General features: G+C 61.5%; 17 protein-coding genes. 15 read left to right on the top strand and 2 right to left on the bottom strand.

Features of this window, described 5'->3' with window-relative positions:
- The first annotated feature begins 17 nt into the window (after positions 1 to 17).
- From CAF79_RS05580 to CAF79_RS05545, 8 genes are all read left to right on the top strand, one after another.
- Positions 18 to 203 carry a Trm112 family protein gene (locus CAF79_RS05580; RefSeq protein WP_003179363.1) on the top strand — a complete coding sequence of 62 codons (186 nt, stop codon included), beginning with the start codon at positions 18 to 20 and terminating at the stop codon, positions 201 to 203.
- A complete protein-coding gene (gene kdsB, locus CAF79_RS05575) occupies positions 200 to 964 on the top strand; it encodes a 3-deoxy-manno-octulosonate cytidylyltransferase (protein ID WP_085697003.1) in 765 nt (254 codons plus the stop codon). Before CAF79_RS05580 ends, kdsB begins: the two co-directional genes overlap by 4 nt.
- Complete coding sequence (locus tag CAF79_RS05570) at positions 964 to 1,428, top strand: low molecular weight protein-tyrosine-phosphatase (RefSeq protein WP_007950772.1); 465 nt, start codon at positions 964 to 966, stop codon at positions 1,426 to 1,428. Before kdsB ends, CAF79_RS05570 begins: the two co-directional genes overlap by 1 nt.
- A complete protein-coding gene (gene murB, locus CAF79_RS05565; RefSeq protein ID WP_085697002.1) occupies positions 1,425 to 2,444 on the top strand; it encodes a UDP-N-acetylmuramate dehydrogenase in 1,020 nt (339 codons plus the stop codon). Before CAF79_RS05570 ends, murB begins: the two co-directional genes overlap by 4 nt.
- Before the next feature lie 258 nt (positions 2,445 to 2,702).
- The gene (locus CAF79_RS05560) at positions 2,703 to 3,173 is read left to right on the top strand and encodes a (2Fe-2S)-binding protein (RefSeq protein ID WP_039770687.1); all 471 of its coding nucleotides are present in this window, start codon (positions 2,703 to 2,705) and stop codon (positions 3,171 to 3,173) included.
- Entirely contained in the window at positions 3,170 to 5,491 is a 2,322-nt protein-coding gene (locus CAF79_RS05555; protein ID WP_085697001.1) for a xanthine dehydrogenase family protein molybdopterin-binding subunit, read from the top strand. The genes CAF79_RS05560 and CAF79_RS05555 overlap by 4 nt, the downstream gene beginning before the upstream one ends.
- On the top strand, positions 5,491 to 6,471 hold the full coding sequence (locus tag CAF79_RS05550) for an XdhC family protein (RefSeq protein ID WP_085697000.1): 981 nt from the start codon (positions 5,491 to 5,493) through the stop codon (positions 6,469 to 6,471). The genes CAF79_RS05555 and CAF79_RS05550 overlap by 1 nt, the downstream gene beginning before the upstream one ends.
- A complete protein-coding gene (locus tag CAF79_RS05545) occupies positions 6,468 to 7,064 on the top strand; it encodes a nucleotidyltransferase family protein (RefSeq protein ID WP_085696999.1) in 597 nt (198 codons plus the stop codon). The genes CAF79_RS05550 and CAF79_RS05545 overlap by 4 nt, the downstream gene beginning before the upstream one ends.
- Positions 7,065 to 7,131: 67 nt before the next feature.
- Here CAF79_RS05545 and rne read toward each other — a convergent pair whose 3' ends face one another.
- On the bottom strand, positions 7,132 to 10,356 hold the full coding sequence (gene rne, locus CAF79_RS05540) for a ribonuclease E (RefSeq protein WP_085696998.1): 3,225 nt from the start codon (positions 10,354 to 10,356) through the stop codon (positions 7,132 to 7,134).
- A gap of 699 nt (positions 10,357 to 11,055) precedes the next feature.
- Between rne and rluC the strand changes: the two genes are divergently transcribed.
- From rluC to sppA, 3 genes are read left to right on the top strand one after another with little or no spacing between them, the layout of a single operon-like run.
- Positions 11,056 to 12,018: a 23S rRNA pseudouridine(955/2504/2580) synthase RluC gene (gene rluC / locus CAF79_RS05535; protein WP_085696997.1), complete on the top strand. Its 963-nt coding sequence runs from the start codon at positions 11,056 to 11,058 to the stop codon at positions 12,016 to 12,018.
- A complete protein-coding gene (locus CAF79_RS05530; RefSeq protein ID WP_085696996.1) occupies positions 12,005 to 12,667 on the top strand; it encodes an HAD-IA family hydrolase in 663 nt (220 codons plus the stop codon). Before rluC ends, CAF79_RS05530 begins: the two co-directional genes overlap by 14 nt.
- Before the next feature lie 24 nt (positions 12,668 to 12,691).
- Positions 12,692 to 13,681 carry a signal peptide peptidase SppA gene (gene sppA, locus CAF79_RS05525; protein WP_085697230.1) on the top strand — a complete coding sequence of 330 codons (990 nt, stop codon included), beginning with the start codon at positions 12,692 to 12,694 and terminating at the stop codon, positions 13,679 to 13,681.
- Positions 13,682 to 13,728: 47 nt separating this feature from the next.
- On the opposite strand, the gene CAF79_RS05520 is transcribed toward sppA, so the two are convergent.
- Positions 13,729 to 14,307, bottom strand: a complete 579-nt coding sequence (locus CAF79_RS05520) for a nucleoside triphosphate pyrophosphatase (protein ID WP_085696995.1) — start codon at positions 14,305 to 14,307, stop codon at positions 13,729 to 13,731.
- A gap of 106 nt (positions 14,308 to 14,413) precedes the next feature.
- Between CAF79_RS05520 and CAF79_RS05515 the strand changes: the two genes are divergently transcribed.
- From CAF79_RS05515 to fabD, 4 genes are all read left to right on the top strand, one after another.
- Complete coding sequence (locus CAF79_RS05515) at positions 14,414 to 14,941, top strand: YceD family protein (RefSeq protein ID WP_003204262.1); 528 nt, start codon at positions 14,414 to 14,416, stop codon at positions 14,939 to 14,941.
- 13 nt (positions 14,942 to 14,954) lie between these two features.
- Complete coding sequence (gene rpmF, locus CAF79_RS05510; protein ID WP_003179396.1) at positions 14,955 to 15,137, top strand: 50S ribosomal protein L32; 183 nt, start codon at positions 14,955 to 14,957, stop codon at positions 15,135 to 15,137.
- A 4-nt stretch (positions 15,138 to 15,141) separates the two neighbouring features.
- Entirely contained in the window at positions 15,142 to 16,152 is a 1,011-nt protein-coding gene (gene plsX / locus CAF79_RS05505; RefSeq protein WP_085696994.1) for a phosphate acyltransferase PlsX, read from the top strand.
- Between the two features lie 125 nt (positions 16,153 to 16,277).
- Positions 16,278 to 17,216 carry an ACP S-malonyltransferase gene (gene fabD / locus CAF79_RS05500; protein ID WP_085696993.1) on the top strand — a complete coding sequence of 313 codons (939 nt, stop codon included), beginning with the start codon at positions 16,278 to 16,280 and terminating at the stop codon, positions 17,214 to 17,216.
- Positions 17,217 to 17,232 lie beyond the last annotated feature (16 nt).

Raw genomic sequence — 17,232 nt, 5'->3', positions numbered from 1 at the left:
TTATCCAGGGAATGTTCATGGACACCAAATTGCTCGACATCCTCGCCTGCCCGGTCTGCAAAGGCCCGCTCAAGCTCAGCGCCGACAAGACCGAACTGATCAGCAAGGGCGCCGGCCTGGCGTACCCGATCCGCGACGGCATTCCGGTGATGCTGGAAAGCGAAGCCCGCACCCTGACCACCGACGAGCGTCTGGATAAATGACCACAGCCTTCACCGTTGTCATCCCGTCGCGTTTCGCCTCGACCCGTCTTCCGGGCAAGCCGCTGCTGGACATCGCCGGCAAGCCGATGATCCAGCACGTCTGGGAGCAGGCCAGCAAAAGCAGCGCCAGCCGTGTGGTCGTGGCGACCGACGATGCGCGCATCGTCGAAGCCTGCAAGGCCTTCGGCGCCGAAGTGGTGCTGACCCGTGAAGATCACAACTCCGGCACCGATCGTCTGGCCGAAGTGGCCGCGAAGCTGGGCCTGGAGCCGGATGCCATCGTGGTCAACGTGCAGGGTGACGAACCGCTGATCCCGCCGAGCGTGATCGATCAGGTCGCCGCCAACCTCGCGGCCCACACCGAAGCAGGCATGGCCACTCTGGCCGAGCCGATCGAAGATCTCGAAACGCTGTTCAACCCGAACGTGGTCAAGGTTGTCAGTGACCTCAACGGTCTGGCGCTGACCTTCAGTCGCGCGACTCTGCCATGGGCTCGCGATGCCTTCGCCAAGAGTCGCGACGTGCTGCCGGAAGGCGTGCCGTATCGTCGCCACATCGGCATTTATGCGTACCGCGCAGGCTTCCTTCAGGACTTCGTGAGCTGGGGCCCGTGCTGGCTGGAGAACACCGAATCCCTTGAACAGCTGCGTGCCCTGTGGCACGGCGTGCGGATTCATGTGGCTGACGCGTTGATCGCGCCGCCAACCGGAGTCGACACCGCCGAAGACCTTGAGCGCGTCCGTCGCCTGCTGGAGGCCTGATGCGCGTTTTGTTCGTGTGCCTGGGCAACATCTGCCGTTCGCCCACTGCCGAAGGTGTGTTGCGCCACAAGTTGCGCGAAGCGGGGCTGGCGGATCAGGTCGAAGTGGCCTCCGCCGGCACTGGCGACTGGCACGTCGGCAATCCGCCGGACAAGCGCAGTCAGGCCGCGGCCAAGCTGCGTGGTTATGACCTGTCGGCGCAGCGCGCTCAGCAGGTCAGCCGCGCCGATTTCGCCAGCTACGACCTGATCCTCGCCATGGACAACAGCAACCTGCGTAACCTCAAGGCCCTGCAGCCGTCCACCGGCAAGGCCGAGCTGGACCTGTTCCTGCGCCGCTATGCAGGTGTGGTCGACGAAGTGCCGGATCCTTATTACGACGGCGATCAGGGCTTCGAGCAGGTGCTGGATCTGATCGAGCGTGCCTGCGATCAGCTGTTGATCGAAGTGAAGGGGCGGTTATGAGTTTGCAGGTGCAACCGCAGGTTTCCCTGAAACCCTTCAATACCTTTGGCGTTGACGTTCGCGCGCAGCTGTTTGCCGAAGCCCACAGTGATGCTGATGTGCGCGAAGCCCTGGCTTACGCGACCTCCCACGACGTGCCGTTGCTGGTGATCGGCGGCGGCAGCAATCTGTTGCTCACGGCGGATATCCCGGCTTTGGTACTGCGCATGGCCAGCCGTGGCATCCGCGTCATCAGTGACGACGGCAATCGCGTGGTGATTGAAGCCGAAGCCGGTGAGCCGTGGCACCCGTTCGTGCAGCACACGCTGGCCCAGGGTTTCTCGGGGCTGGAAAACCTCAGCCTGATCCCCGGCACGGTCGGTGCCGCGCCGATGCAGAACATCGGTGCCTACGGTGTCGAGATCAAGGACGTCTTCGCCGGCCTGACGGCGCTGGATCGCCAGACCGGCGAGCTGCGTGACTTCAGTCTGGAAGAGTGCAACTTCGCCTACCGTGACAGCGTGTTCAAACAGCAGCCGGGTCGCTGGTTGATCCTGCGGGTGCGCTTCGCACTGGATCGAGTCGCCCATCTGCATCTGGAATACGGCCCGGTGCGCCAGCGCCTGATCGAGCAGGGTATCGAGCAGCCGACACCGACGGACGTCAGTCGAGCGATTTGCAGCATCCGCAGCGAAAAGCTGCCGGATCCAGCAGTGCTCGGTAATGCTGGCAGTTTCTTCAAGAACCCGCTGGTGTCGGCGGCCGTAGTCGCACAGATCAAGGCGCGGCATCCGGATCTGGTGGCCTACGCGCAACCGGACGGGCAGATGAAACTGGCGGCCGGCTGGTTGATCGAGCGCGCCGGTTGGAAAGGTTTTCGTGAGGCCGATGCCGGCGTGCATAAATTGCAGGCGCTGGTGCTGGTCAACTACGGCGCGGCGACCGGGCTGCAATTGCTCGATCTGGCCCAGCGCATCCAGAAAGACATTTCAGAGCGTTTCAATGTCGAGCTGGAAATGGAGCCCAATCGCTATTGAGGCTACGCTTTCAAGGCTGAACAAAAAGCCCTGCACTTTTTAAAAAGTACAGGGCTTTTTTGTTAATCGCGGGTTAACGTAGCCAGCTAACGATACCGGTCATTTACTCCACTATTTGTTTCACCAAAGGCCCGGTGCAGACGTTCCCGTCGGCACAAGAGAGCCTGATTAGCCTGAGCCGATCTGCGCGAACCACCACTGTCCCTGCGGTGGCAGATGGCTCGACCCCATAACCTCCATGAATATGCGGGCGTGCCCATGATTACCCTGAAACTCAATGGTCAAGACCATCCACTCGATGTCACCGAGGACATGCCGCTGTTGTGGGCGATCCGTGACGTCGCCGGTTACAACGGCACCAAGTTCGGTTGCGGCATGGGCCTGTGCGGTGCATGCACCATTCATATCGACGGCGCGCCGGCGCGCAGTTGCATCACGCCGATCGGTTCGGTGGTCGGGCAGAACGTGACCACCATCGACAACCTGCATGCCGACCCGGTTGGCCAGATCGTCCAGCAAGCCTGGCTCGACACGGCTGTAGCCCAATGCGGTTACTGCCAGGGCGGACAGATCATGTCCGCCACTGCGTTACTCAAGACCAACCCGAACCCGAGCGACGAACAGATCGAAGAAGCGATGGTCGGCAACATCTGCCGCTGCGGCACCTACAACCGGATCAAGACTGCGATCCGTCAGGCCTCCACTCATCTGAAGGAGGCCAAGGCATGAGCCGTTTACCGAACGATTTCGCCCTGAGCAATCTGAGTCGCCGGGGCTTCCTGAAGGGCGTCGGCGCCACCGGTGCACTGGTACTGGCGGCGAGCTGGGGCTGGCAGGATGCGCTGGCCGAAGACAAACCGAAGCAGTTCGGCGCCGACGGCATGCCCAACGGCTGGGTCGACGATCCGAAGGTTTACGTCAGCATTGCCGCCGATGGCACGGTGACTGTGGTCTGCAACCGCTCGGAAATGGGCCAGGGCGTGCGCACCAGCCTGACCATGGTGGTGGCCGATGAACTGGAAGCCGACTGGGCGCACGTCAAGGTTCAGCAGGCGCCGGGGGATGAAGTGCGCTTCGGCAACCAGGACACCGACGGCTCGCGCAGCATGCGTCACTGGTACGAGCCGATGCGCCGTTGCGGCGCTGCCGCCCGGACCATGCTGGAGCAGGCCGCCGCCGCGCAGTGGAAGGTGCCGGTCGGCGAATGCCGCGCGCAACTGCATAAAGTCATTCACACACCGTCCGGGCGCGAGCTGGGGTACGGTGAGCTGGCCGCTGCGGCCAGTGCACTGACGGTGCCGGCCCGTGACAGCCTGCGGCTCAAGCAACCGGCGGAATTCCGCTACATCGGCAAGGAAGGCACCAAAGCCATCGACGGTGCCGACATCGTCAATGGCCGCGCGGTGTACGGGGCCGATGTGCATTTCGACGGCATGCTGTTCGCGGTCATTGCGCGTCCGGCGGTATACGGCGGCAAGGTCAAGTCGGTGGACGACAGCGCCGCGCTGAAAGTGCCGGGCGTACTCAAAGTCATCCAGATCGAACCCCGGCCATTGCCTTCGGAATTCCAGCCATTGGGTGGCGTGGCCGTGGTGGCCAGCAACACCTGGGCCGCATTGAAGGGCCGCGAGGCACTGAAGATCGAGTGGGACGATGGCCCGAACGCCAGTTACGACTCGGTCGCCTATCGCAAGGAGATCGAAGCCGCTTCGCAGAAGCCGGGCAAAGTCGTGCGCAACACCGGTGACACCGACAAAGCCATCGGCAGTGCTGCCAGCACGCTGGAAGCCTCTTATTACTTGCCGCATCTGGCCCAGGCACCCATGGAGCCGATGGTTGCCATTGCCCGTTACAAGGATGGCACCTGCGAGGCATGGGCACCGAGCCAGGCGCCGCAGGTCACCCGCGAGCGGATCGCCGAACGTCTGGGGCTGCCATTCGATAACGTGACCTTCAATGTCACGCTGTTGGGCGGTGGTTTCGGGCGCAAGTCCAAACCGGACTTCGTCGTTGAAGCGGCCGTGCTCGCCAAGGAATTTCCTGGCAAGGCAGTGCGCGTGCAATGGACCCGCGAAGATGACATCCACAATTCGTATTTCCACACGGTGTCCGCCGAATACCTCAAGGCCGGCGTCGGCAAGGATGGCTTGCCTTCCGCCTGGCTGCACCGCACGGTAGCGCCGAGCATCACTGCGCTGTTTGCACCGGGCATGAATCACGAAGCCGCGTTCGAGCTGGGCATGGGCTTTACCAACATGGCCTACGCGATTCCCAACGTGCGCCTGGAAAACCCCGAGGCCACGGTGCATACACGGGTTGGCTGGTACCGTTCGGTGTCGAACATTCCCCATGGTTTTGCGATTCAGAGTTTCGTCGACGAACTGGCGCACAAGGCCAAGGAAGATCCGCTCAAGTACCAGATCAAATTGCTCGGCCCGGATCGGCAGATCGACCCGCGTACGCTCAGTGAAGAGTGGAACTACGGCGAGTCCCCCGAGCGTTATCCGATCGACACCGGGCGCATGCGCACCGTGCTGGAAACGGCGGCCAAGGCGGCGGGTTGGGGGCGTCAGTTGCCCAAGGGCCGTGGTCTCGGATTGGCGGTGCATTACAGCTTCGTTACCTATGTGGCGGCGGTGATCGAAGTCGAGGTCAAGGACGACGGCACGCTGATCGTGCACAAGGCCGATATCGCCGTCGATTGCGGCCCGCAGATCAACCCCGAGCGGATCCGTTCGCAATTCGAAGGCGCGTGCGTGATGGGCCTGGGCAATGCCGTATGGGGCGAAATCAGCTTCAAGGACGGCAAGGTGCAGCAGGACAACTTCCATATGTATGAAGTGGCGCGCATGTCGTTGGCGCCGAAGGAAGTCGCGGTGCACCTGGTGACGCCGCCGGGCGAGGTGCCATTGGGCGGTGTTGGTGAGCCGGGCGTGCCGCCGATTGCGCCGGCGCTGTGCAACGCAATCTTTGCCGCGACCGGCCAGCGCATCCGCAGCCTGCCGGTGCGTTACCAGTTGCAGGGCTGGCAAAAGGCGCAAGCGTAATGGACAGCGCCGATCTAAATGTCCTGCGCAGCGTGCTCGAATGGCGCCGCGCCGGGCAACGGGTAGTGTTGTTTTCGGTGGTGCAGACCTGGGGCACCGCCCCCCGGGCGCCTGGCGCGATGCTGGCGTTGCGCGAGGACGGCGTGGTGATCGGTTCGGTGTCCGGCGGTTGCGTCGAGGACGATCTGATCGCCCGGCTGCACGATGGGCGGATTCCCGCCAGCGGGCCGCCGGTGCAATTGATCACCTACGGCGTGACGCAGGAAGAAGCCGCGCGTTTCGGCCTGCCCTGCGGCGGCACCCTGCGCCTGACCGAGGAGCGGGTCGGCGATCCGGCGTGGGTCGCCGAGTTGCTGGATCGCTGCGAGGCCCATGAAATCGTCGCGCGCGAGTTGAACATCGGCACTGGCGAAGTGGTGTTGCGACCCGCCGGCAAGGCCGACACCTTGAGCTTCGACGGCCAGACCCTGCGTGCCATTTACGGTCCGCGCTGGCGCTTGCTGTTGATCGGTGCCGGGCAGTTGTCACGGTATGTGGCCGAGATGGCGCGACTGCTGGATTTCGAAGTGCTGATCTGTGATCCGCGTACCGAATTCGTCTATGGCTGGGAAGAGCAGCATGGACGGTTTGTCCCCGGCATGCCCGACGAAGCGGTGCTGAATATCCAGACCGATGAGCGCACGGCGATCGTCGCGCTGACTCACGATCCACGGCTGGACGACATGGCGCTGCTCACGGCGCTCGACTCCAAAGCGTTCTACGTCGGAGCACTGGGCTCTCGGGTCAACAGCCGCAAGCGTCGGGAAAATCTCGCTGAACTAGGCTTGTCAGAAGCGGCCATCGCCCGTTTGCACGGGCCGATCGGTTTGCATATTGGCAGCCATTCACCGGCGGAAATCGCCTTGTCGCTGTTGGCGGAGATCGTCGCGATCAAGAATGGTGTCGAGCTCAAGCAGAAGAAAACCGTGGAGAGTGTATGAGCCGAACCATAGGAGTGATTGTGCTGGCGGCGGGCGAGGGTAGCCGTTTTCGCGAAGTGGCGGGCGCAGACAAGGACAAGCTGCTGGCCGATTGCACCGGGCGCGATGGCGCGGTGCGTTCGGTGATCGAGCAGGTGTTGGTGAACCTGCCGGCGAGTCTCGATCAGCGAGTGCTGGTGACGACCGAGGCGCGCCCACAGGCAGTGCGCATGGCGCAGGCTTATGGGTGTGACATTGTCTCGATCGAGTCCACCGGGATGGGTGACAGCCTTGCGGCGGGCGTGGCGGCTTGCCCGGATGCCGATGGCTGGCTGATTGTCCTGGGGGATATGCCGTTCATCCTGCCGTCGAGTATTGAACGTGTCGTGGCGGCCATTGCCGAGGATGCGGTCAGCGTGCCGACGTTGAATGGTGACTATGGGCATCCGGTCGGGTTTGGTCGCTCGTTTGCAGCGGGGCTGATGGCCTTGTCCGGTGACCGGGGCGCGCGACCGTTGTTTGCCCAAGGGCGGGTGGTTGAAGTCGCGGTGGATGATCCGGGCGTGTTGTGGGATATCGACGTGCCGGATGCGCTGGTTTTCCCGCCGTCCTGATAAAACCTTGAGATATAAAAAAGCCCCGCCTGGATTACCAGGCGGGGCTTTTTAGTGGCGTTTGGAATCAGACGAGGGGTTTAGGCTCGTGTTCTTTTTCCTGGGCCTCTTCGTGTTGCTCGACCGCTTCCTGAACGGAGCGTGGAGCTTCGGCAATCACGGCTTCAACGGCAACTTCTTCAGCGACCGGGGCAGGCGCTGCCTCGATCACTTCGGCAGCTGGAGCAGCAGCGGCGGCAGCGGCAGCCAGTTCCGCTTCCTTCTGCAGACGCTCTTCTTCACGCTTGCGACGACGCACTTCACGCGGGTCGTTAGGTGCGCGGCCGCTTGGGGTCAGGGCGCTGACCGGGGCGACAACTGGAGCCGCTTCAACTACCGGGGCAGGTGCTTCGGCGACCACTGGCGCTTCAACCGCTGGGGCTTCAACGACCGGTGCCGGTTCGGCAACCACTGCTGGCTCGACAGCCTTGGCTTCTTCAACAACAGGCGCTTGGACCACTGGCGCTGGTGTTTCAGCGACAGCCGGCTCGGCGACCCAGTTGAAAGCGGTCTGCTCTTCGCGAACTTCACGCACGGTTTCAGTCACGGTTTCAGCGACGGTCTCGACAACCGACTCTTCGACTGCGGCTGGTGCTTCGAAGGTCACCGCTGGTTCAGCGGCCGCTTCAACCAGGGGCTGAGCTTCGCGAGCCGGAGCCACTTCGACTTCCGGAGCGGCAACTACTTCTACCGGAGTGGTTGCTTCAACGACCGGCGCTTCTGCTGGAGCAGTTTCCAGAGTGGCAGCTGTGGCGCGTTCAGCTTGTTCATGGGCCTGAGCTTCAGCCGGAGCGCTGATCACGGTGCTGGCAACAGCAGCGGTAACAGCCAGACCAGCGGCCAGATCGGCAGTGCTTGGCGCTTGAGCGTTTTCGCCGGACTCGGATTCTTCCGAACCTTCGATCACGTTGCCATTGGCATCACGCTGACGTTCGCGACGGTTGCTGCGACGACGCTGACCACGGGAGCGGCGGCGTGGACGATCGCCTTCAGCGTTCTCCGAACCGTCTTCCGGCAGTTGCTCTTCGTTAATGTTGGTTTCTTCTTCGGCGGCAGCGGCAGCGGCCTGTTCGGCGCGCGGCTGACGCTCTTCACGCGCAGGACGTGGCGCACGTTCTTCACGCGGCTGACGGGCCGGACGCTCTTCAGCGGTGGCGGCGGCAGCAACGGCGGGAGCGGCATCCAGAGGCTCGCGCAGTTCGCGTACGCGTTCTTCACGCTCGCCACGTGGCTTGCGATCTTCACGCGGGGCACGTGGTGCACGTTCTTCACGAGGCGCGCGCGGTGCGCGGGCTGTCGGTGCTTCGTCACGGGATTCGCGTGGCTCGCGGACTTCGCGTGGTTGACGCTCTTCACGCGGCTCACGTGGGGCGCGTTCTTCACGCGGTGCACGTTCTTCGCGCGGCTTGCGTTCTTCATCGCGGCGACCGTTACGGTTGCGGCTCTGCTGACGACCGTTGCGACGCTCTTCGTTGCGGGCCGGACGCTCGGTGGCAGGTTTTTCAACCACAACCGGCGCAACAGGCTCTTCCTTGGTGGCGAACAGGCTGACCAGCGACTTCACCAAGCCTTTGAACAGGCTTGGTTCTGGCGCGGCAACCGGAGCAGGTGCCGGGGCCGGCGCGGCGACTTCGGTCGGAACCGGAGCGTTGGCGCGGGCCGGAGCGGTCTTGACCGCGGCTTCCTGGCGAACCAGGGTGCGGGTCGCGGCGGCTGGCTGGACGTCTTCGACATCGGCGGCAGCGGCAGCGATTTCGTAGCTGGACTGGTTGGTCGCGGCTTCCGGGCTGTCGTCACGCAGGCGCTGAACTTCGAAATGCGGGGTTTCGAGGTGATCGTTCGGCAGGATGACGATGCGGGCGCGGGTGCGCAATTCGATCTTGGTGATCGAGTTGCGTTTTTCGTTGAGCAGGAACGCGGCCACCGGGATCGGCACTTGAGCGCGAACTTCGGCGGTGCGGTCTTTCAGGGCTTCTTCTTCGATCAAGCGCAGGATCGCCAGAGAGAGCGATTCGACGTCACGGATGATGCCGGTGCCGCTGCAGCGCGGGCAGACGATGCCGCTGCTTTCGCCGAGCGAAGGACGCAGGCGCTGACGGGACATTTCCAGCAGGCCGAAGCGCGAGATGCGGCCGATCTGCACACGGGCGCGGTCGGCTTCCAGGCATTCGCGGACTTTCTCTTCCACGGCGCGCTGGTTCTTGGCAGGGGTCATGTCGATGAAGTCGATGACGATCAGGCCGCCGATGTCGCGCAGGCGCAACTGACGGGCGATTTCTTCGGCCGCTTCCAGGTTGGTCTGCAGGGCGGTTTCTTCGATGTCGCTGCCTTTGGTGGCGCGTGCCGAGTTGATGTCGATGGACACCAGGGCTTCGGTCGGATCGATGACGATGGAGCCGCCGGACGGCAGTTCGACGACGCGCTGGAAAGCGGTCTCGATCTGGCTTTCGATCTGGAAGCGGTTGAACAGCGGAACGCTGTCTTCGTACAGCTTGATCTTGCTGGCGTACTGCGGCATCACCTGGCGGATGAAGGTCAGGGCTTCGTCCTGGGCTTCAACGCTGTCGATCAGCACTTCGCCGATGTCCTGGCGCAGGTAGTCGCGGATGGCGCGGATGATGACGTTGCTTTCCTGGTAGATCAGGAACGGCGCGGAACGATCCAGCGAGGCTTCCTTGATGGCGGTCCAGAGTTGCAGCAGGTAATCGAGGTCCCACTGCATTTCTTCGCTGCTGCGGCCAAGGCCAGCAGTGCGCACGATCAGGCCCATGTCGGCTGGAGCGACCAGACCGTTCAGGGCTTCACGCAGTTCGTTGCGCTCTTCGCCCTCGATGCGACGGGAGATGCCGCCGGCACGCGGGTTGTTCGGCATCAGAACGAGGTAACGACCGGCCAGGCTGATGAAGGTGGTCAGGGCTGCGCCCTTGTTGCCACGTTCTTCTTTTTCGACCTGGACGATGACTTCCTGGCCTTCGCTCAGGACGTCCTTGATGTTGACGCGGCCTTCAGGGGCTTTCTTGAAGTATTCGCGGGAGATTTCTTTGAGGGGCAGGAAGCCGTGGCGCTCGGAGCCGAAATCGACAAAGGCAGCCTCAAGGCTTGGTTCGATGCGAGTGATGCGGCCCTTATAGATGTTGGCCTTTTTCTGCTCGCGTGCACCGGATTCGATGTCCAGGTCGTAGAGGCGCTGGCCATCTACCAGTGCAACACGCAACTCTTCGGGTTGAGTTGCGTTAATCAGCATTCTTTTCATGTAGTACCGTCGGTTTCCGGGCTGCCGGAAACGGCGTTCGGCACACACGACTTCTCACGGTCGGTGTCAGGTGCGTCGGGAGTGGTTGGCCATTCCCGTGTCCAGCGATGTCCGGCCAATTGGGCCGTTATCGCGACGTACGCGTCCTGCTTGCTGTGGCTACTTAAGCACTCAGTCAGGAGGAGGAATCAACCGGTGGCTGTGGACGAGATGAAGCGTCTTGATAAAGCCTGTTGCTACACAGTCCAGCGGTTGTGCATCTCCACCCTACACGTATCCCTGATAATTCGGGTGCTGCCGCGCGCAGAATCCGCAGCGGGTTGGCATTTACCGTGAGCTCCGAAAGGGGAGGTCACGCATCATGGCTAATTCAGGCGGTGTTTCCGGAGCCTTCGCTCGGGGTCATCCGCGGCTGACTGCACTTTGTGAACTGGCCGTGAATATGGCTCGCGTGGCGAGTGAAAACTCTGCTTTGCGGCGTGATTCAGGCCTCATGTCACCTGCGCTTGTTACAGCTGCAAACTCCACCGTTACGTAGCAAAAGCCCCGTAGGACGGCCTCGCGTCCTGGTGAATTGCGTTGGTCAGGGCCGGTTTTTGACCGTGGTTCCGCTGTCCAGGCCGCTTTTGGCGGCGTTCGCGACTATAGCAGCAATGATTAAGTGCTTCAATTCCATAAAAAATTGTTATTATCCGCGCCATGACGACTACTGCCCCTACGACTCCAGGCGTTCAACTGCTTGAGGTCTCGCCGGAATATGCCGGCCAACGAATCGACAATTTTCTCCTCGCCCGGCTCAAAGGCGTGCCCAAGACCTTGATTTATCGCATTTTGCGCAAAGGCGAAGTGCGCGTGAACAAAGGTCGGATCAAGCCCGAATACAAGCTGCAGGCCGGCGATATCGTGCGCGTGCCGCCGGTTCGCGTGCCTGAGCGTGACGAACCGGTGCCTTTGGCTCAAGGCCTGCTGCAGCGCCTGGAAGCCTCGATTGTCTACGAAGACAAGGCCCTGATCGTGATCAACAAGCCCGCCGGCATTGCGGTTCACGGTGGCAGCGGCCTGAATTACGGCGTTATCGAAGCCTTTCGTCAGTTGCGCCCCGATGCCAAGGAGCTCGAGCTGGTTCACCGTCTCGATCGCGACACCTCCGGCCTGCTGATGATCGCCAAAAAGCGCAGCATGTTGCGCCACTTGCATGCCGCGTTGCGCGGTGACGGTGTCGACAAGCGCTACATGGCACTGGTTCGCGGCAACTGGGCGACCTCGATCAAGCAAGTCCGGGCCGCGCTCGGCAAGAGCAATCTGCGCTCCGGGGAGCGCATGGTCGAGGTCGATGAGGAGGAGGGCAAGGAGTCTGTGACCGTGTTCAAGGTCCTGCGTCGCTTTGGCGATTTTGCCACTTTGATCGAAGCCAAGCCGATTACTGGCCGCACGCACCAGATCCGCGTCCACACGTTGCACGCCGGGCACTGCATTGCCGGTGACACCAAATACGGCGATGACAGTTTCAGTAAGGAAATCCGTGATCTGGGCGGCAAGCGCCTGTTCCTGCACGCTTACATGCTGACCGTGCCGCTGCCCGATGGTGGTGAACTCAAGTTGCAGGCCCCGGTCGATGAAATGTGGGCCAAGACTGTGGAGCGATTGAGTGCGCCCATCTGATTACAAACTGCTGATTTTCGATTGGGACGGCACGCTGGCCGATTCCATTCATCGGATTGTCGAGGCAATGCACTCGGCGTCCGGGCGTTCAGGTTTCGAGTTGCGTGATGACCTTGCCGTCAAAGGCATCATCGGTCTGGGTTTGCCCGAGGCGATTCGTACCTTGTATCCGGAAATCAGCGATGCGGAAATGACCTTGTTCCGCGAGTATTACGCCGATCACTACATCGCTGCAGAAGCCGTGCCTTCGCCGTTGTTCGAAGGTGTAGTCGAGTCGATGGCGTCGTTTCGCGAGCAGGGCTATCACCTGGCTGTCGCGACTGGCAAGAACCGTCGCGGGCTGGATCGGGTACTCAAGGCCAATGGTTGGGAAGATTATTTCGATATCACCCGCGCTGCCGATGAAACTGCGAGCAAGCCGCACCCTCTGATGCTGGAGCAGATCCTTGCGCATTGCGGTGTGCGTGCCGGGCAGGCGCTGATGGTCGGCGATTCGTCCTTCGATCTGTTGATGGCGCGCAATGCGGGGATGGATTCGGTGGCGGTCAGTTATGGCGCGCAATCGATCGAATCGCTGCAGCAGTTTGCGCCGCGACTGTCGATCGACCATTTTTCCGAATTGCACGCCTGGCTGGAGAAGCAGGCCTAATACGTTTTTGCTGGGGTGGATGGCATGACCGACGAATGGAAAGCACCGGCCAAGGCAACTGCCGACGACGGTGATGCGAAAAGCTGGAAGCTGCTGGAGAAGACACTGCTGGCTGGCGTGCAGGAGCAGCGTCGGTCGCGGCGCTGGGGCATCTTCTTCAAGTTGCTGACCTTTGTTTATCTGTTTGTTGCGTTGATTCTGTTCACGCCGTTGATGGACATGGAAAAAAGCGCCACTCGCGGTCCGAACTACACCGCGCTGATCGATGTCACCGGCATGATTGCCGATAAAGAGCCTGCCAGCGCCGACAATATTGTCGGTAGTCTGCGCGCGGCGTTCGAGGACAAGAAGGTCAAGGGCGTGATCCTGCGCATCAACAGTCCGGGCGGCAGTCCGGTGCAGTCGGGTTATGTGTATGACGAGATCAAGCGCCTGCGCGGTCTGCATCCGGATACCAAGCTGTACGCGGTGATTTCCGACCTGGGCGCTTCCGGTGCCTATTACATCGCCAGCGCGGCGGATCAGATCTATGCCGACAAGGCCAGTCTGGTGGGTTCCATTGGCGTGACGGCGGCCGGTTATGGGTTTGTCGGCACCATGGAGAAGCTTGGCGTCGAGCGTCGCACCTATACCTCCGGCGAACACAAGGCGTTCCTCGACCCGTTCCAGCCGCAGAAGCCGGAAGAAACGGCGTTCTGGCAGAGCGTGCTGGATACCACGCACAAGCAGTTCATCAACAGCGTCAAGCAAGGGCGTGGCGATCGCTTGAAAGACAAGGATCATCCGGAGTTGTTCTCCGGGCTGGTCTGGTCTGGCGAACAGGCGCTGCCGCTGGGATTGATCGATGGGCTGGGTAATGCCAGTTCGGTGGCGCGCGACGTGATTGGCGAAAAGGAACTGGTGGACTTCACCGTTCAGGAATCGCCGTTCGACCGCTTCTCGAAGAAGCTGGGTGCCAGCGTTGCCGAGAAACTGGCAATGTGGATGGGTTTCAGCGGCCCGTCGTTACGCTGATCGAATGCTGCAAGAAAAACCGGCCTGAGAGCCGGTTTTTTTGTGGGTCAGGGAATCTGTACGCCTTCGGCCAGCAGCATGTCGATCAGGCGAATCAGTGGCAGGCCGATCAGGCTGGTTGCGTCCGGTCCTTCGGTGGATTGAAACAGGCTCACGCCCAGTCCTTCGGCTTTGAAGCTGCCGGCGCAGTCGTAGGGTTGCTCGGCGTGCAGATAGCGCTCGACGCGGGTCTGATCCAGTACGCGCATATGCACGGTAAAAGGCACGCAGTCGACCTGGCAGTGGCCGGTCTGGCTGTTGAGCAGGGCAAGGCCGGTGAGAAAGGTCACACTGGCGCCGCTGGCGGCCATCAGTTGTTCGCGGGCCTTTTCGAAGGTGTGGGGCTTGCCGATGATGCGCTCGCCGAGTACGGCAACCTGGTCGGAGCCGATGATCAGGTGAGTGGGGTGGCTGGCGGCCAGGGCTCGGGCTTTTTGTTCGGCGAGGCGCTTGACCAGTTCGAGGGCTGACTCGTCCGGGCGACGGCTTTCATCGATATCCGGCGAGCTGCAGACGAACGGCAGGTGCAGACGGCTGAGCAATTCCCGACGATAGGTCGAGCTTGAAGCGAGTAATAAAGGCAGCATTCGCATCTCCTGAGGCAGGCGACAGATTCTAGCGGAGCCGCGCAAGTGACGGACAGGGCACAATTTCCTTTGACATGGGTGGGTGCATCCCTATAATGCTGCGCCTATGTTGAATGACCCGATTCCACCTCACGTTGACCCGCGCAAATTGGCTGACCGTGGCACCACCCTTCAAGGTGAACTGCTGCTGGCCGATTTGAAGAGACTCTGCGACCCGCTTTCCGACGATGTCGGTACGGTGCAGGCAAAATTCGTTTTTGAACGAGATGAACGTAAATCTGTGGTGATCCACAGCTTTATCGACACCGAAGTCAAGATGGTTTGCCAGCGTTGTCTTGAGCTGGTCACCCTGCCGATCCACAGCGAATGCAGTTACGCTGTAGTGAAGGAGGGTGCGAATACCCAGTCGTTACCGAAAGGTTATGACGTGCTGGAACTGGGCGAAGATCCATTGGATCTGCAGTCACTGATCGAGGAGGAGCTTCTGCTCGCCTTGCCCATTGTGCCTGCTCATCATCCGGAAGAATGCCAGCAGCCGGCGGGAGCAGATGAGCCCGAACCGAGCGAGGACGAGGTAACGCGGTCCAACCCGTTCAGTGTATTGGCGCAGTTAAAGCGTGACCCAAACGTTTAGGAGTTAATCAATTATGGCTGTTCAGCAGAACAAAAAATCCCGCTCTGCCCGTGACATGCGCCGTTCGCACGACGCTCTCGAGGCTAGCACTCTGTCTGTAGAAAAAACCACTGGTGAAGTTCACCTGCGTCACCACGTATCGCCAGAAGGCGTATACCGTGGCCGTAAAGTGATCGACAAGGGCGCTGACGAGTAATCACTTGTCCGCTCAAGTCATCGCGATTGACGCAATGGGCGGGGACTTCGGTCCCCGCAGCATTGTTCAGGCCAGCCTTGCTTGCCTTTCTGCTACGCCCTCGCTGCACCTGACCCTCGTCGGTCAACCCTCCCTTCTTGAAGAATTGATCACCGGCCAATCGGCTGCCGATCGCGCGCGCCTGACGATTGTTCCGGCGTCCGAAGTCATCACCATGGACGAAAAACCTGCCCAGGCCCTGCGTGGCAAGCCGGACTCGTCGATGCGTGTCGCCCTCGAGTTGCTGCGTGATGGCAAGGTCCAGGCTTGTGTCAGCGCCGGCAATACCGGTGCGTTGATGGCTCTGTCGCGATTTGTGCTCAAGACCCTGCCCGGAATCGACCGTCCAGCCATGGTCGCGGCGATCCCTACTCAGAAGGGCTACTGTCAGCTGCTCGATCTGGGCGCCAACGTCGATTGCAGCGCCGAGCATCTTTTGCAGTTCGCCGTGATGGGGTCCGTGGCGGCGCAAACGCTGGGCATTGCCCGCCCTCGAGTCGCATTGCTGAATATCGGCACCGAAGACATCAAGGGCAATCAGCAAGTCAAGCTGGCCGCGACGTTGCTGCAGGCTGCCCGGGGCGTCAATTACATCGGTTTCATCGAGGGCGACGGTTTGTATCGCGGCGAGGCGGATGTGGTGGTTTGCGACGGTTTTGTCGGCAATATCCTGCTCAAGTCCAGCGAAGGCCTGGCGACCATGATTGCTGCGCGCATCGAGGCGTTGTTCAAGAAAAGCCTGGCATCGCGCGTCGTCGGTGCACTGGCGCTGCCATTGATGAAACGTCTGCAGGCTGATCTGGCGCCGGCGCGACATAACGGCGCAAGCTTCCTCGGTTTGCAGGGTATTGTCGTTAAAAGTCACGGTTCGGCCGGGGTTCAGGGATTTCAGAGTGCCATTCAGCGGGCGCTTATCGAGATTCAGGAGAATCTTCCCGAGCGCCTGCACGGCCGTCTGGAGGATTTGTTGTCTTAGGCGTTTTCGTCGGACAATGCTTAAATGTGACCGCCCGGTTCAAAGGGCCATCCAACTGTCAGTTTCTTGCGTCCCACTAGCGGGATGCCATTTTTCCGACGACAAGATCATTAGGGGCTTGTTACATGTCTGCTTCCCTCGCATTCGTCTTTCCAGGACAGGGTTCGCAGTCCCTCGGCATGCTGGCCGAGCTGGGCGCGCAATATCCACTGATCCTCGAAACTTTCAAAGAAGCATCCGATGCTCTGGGCTACGACCTGTGGGCGCTGACCCAGCAGGGCCCGGAAGAGCTGCTTAATCAAACCGACAAAACCCAACCGGCCATTCTGACCGCCTCGATCGCCCTGTGGCGTCTGTGGCTGGCGGAAGGTGGTGCGCGTCCGGCCTTTGTTGCCGGTCACAGCCTGGGTGAATACAGCGCGCTGGTCGCCGCCGGCAGCCTGAGCCTGGCGGACGCGGTGAAGCTCGTCGAGCGCCGTGGCCAGTTGATGCAGGAAGCCGTTCCAGCGGGGCAGGGCGGCATGGCTGCCATCCTTGGTCTGGAAGATGCCGACGTTCTCGCTGCCTGCGCTGAAGCGGCGCAGGGCGAAGTGGTCAGCGCGGTGAACTTCAACTCCCCGGGCCAGGTGGTGATCGCCGGTGCCAAGGCGGCAGTAGACCGCGCCATCGAAGGTTGCAAGGCCCGTGGCGCCAAGCGTGCCATGCCGCTGCCGGTCAGCGTGCCGTCGCACTGTGAACTGATGCGTCCGGCCGCCGAGCGTTTCGCGGAATCCATCGCTGCCATCGAATGGCAGGTGCCGCAGATCCCTGTGGTACAGAACGTCAGCGCTCAGGTGCCGGCGGATCTGGAAACCCTGAAGCGTGATCTGCTCGAACAGCTCTACAAGCCGGTTCGCTGGGTCGAGTCCGTACAGACCTTGGCCGCCAAAGGCGCGACCAATCTGGTCGAGTGCGGCCCTGGCAAGGTGCTGGCCGGTCTGAACAAACGTTGCGCCGAGGGCGTTTCGACTTCCAACCTCAATACCCCAGACGCTTTCGCTGCCGCTCGTGCAGCGGCTGTCTGAATCAGGAGAAGCTTGC

Source organism: Pseudomonas sp. B26(2017), assembly GCF_002113045.1.
Taxonomy (GTDB): domain Bacteria; phylum Pseudomonadota; class Gammaproteobacteria; order Pseudomonadales; family Pseudomonadaceae; genus Aquipseudomonas.
Note: the sequence above shows the minus strand (reverse complement) of the source record. Positions and strands in the feature narration are given on the sequence as shown.

What these genes read in the sequence shown, in the direction of transcription:
- CAF79_RS05580 (WP_003179363.1), top strand. Translation starts at nt 18, where the DNA reads ATGGACACCAAATTGCTCGACATCCTCGCCTGCCCGGTCTGCAAAGGC.
- kdsB (WP_085697003.1), top strand. Translation starts at nt 200, where the DNA reads ATGACCACAGCCTTCACCGTTGTCATCCCGTCGCGTTTCGCCTCGACC.
- CAF79_RS05570 (WP_007950772.1), top strand. Translation starts at nt 964, where the DNA reads ATGCGCGTTTTGTTCGTGTGCCTGGGCAACATCTGCCGTTCGCCCACT.
- murB (WP_085697002.1), top strand. Translation starts at nt 1,425, where the DNA reads ATGAGTTTGCAGGTGCAACCGCAGGTTTCCCTGAAACCCTTCAATACC.
- CAF79_RS05560 (WP_039770687.1), top strand. Translation starts at nt 2,703, where the DNA reads ATGATTACCCTGAAACTCAATGGTCAAGACCATCCACTCGATGTCACC.
- CAF79_RS05555 (WP_085697001.1), top strand. Translation starts at nt 3,170, where the DNA reads ATGAGCCGTTTACCGAACGATTTCGCCCTGAGCAATCTGAGTCGCCGG.
- CAF79_RS05550 (WP_085697000.1), top strand. Translation starts at nt 5,491, where the DNA reads ATGGACAGCGCCGATCTAAATGTCCTGCGCAGCGTGCTCGAATGGCGC.
- CAF79_RS05545 (WP_085696999.1), top strand. Translation starts at nt 6,468, where the DNA reads ATGAGCCGAACCATAGGAGTGATTGTGCTGGCGGCGGGCGAGGGTAGC.
- rne (WP_085696998.1), bottom strand. Translation starts at nt 10,356, where the DNA reads ATGAAAAGAATGCTGATTAACGCAACTCAACCCGAAGAGTTGCGTGTT.
- rluC (WP_085696997.1), top strand. Translation starts at nt 11,056, where the DNA reads ATGACGACTACTGCCCCTACGACTCCAGGCGTTCAACTGCTTGAGGTC.
- sppA (WP_085697230.1), top strand. Translation starts at nt 12,692, where the DNA reads ATGACCGACGAATGGAAAGCACCGGCCAAGGCAACTGCCGACGACGGT.
- CAF79_RS05520 (WP_085696995.1), bottom strand. Translation starts at nt 14,307, where the DNA reads ATGCTGCCTTTATTACTCGCTTCAAGCTCGACCTATCGTCGGGAATTG.
- CAF79_RS05515 (WP_003204262.1), top strand. Translation starts at nt 14,414, where the DNA reads ATGTTGAATGACCCGATTCCACCTCACGTTGACCCGCGCAAATTGGCT.
- rpmF (WP_003179396.1), top strand. Translation starts at nt 14,955, where the DNA reads ATGGCTGTTCAGCAGAACAAAAAATCCCGCTCTGCCCGTGACATGCGC.
- fabD (WP_085696993.1), top strand. Translation starts at nt 16,278, where the DNA reads ATGTCTGCTTCCCTCGCATTCGTCTTTCCAGGACAGGGTTCGCAGTCC.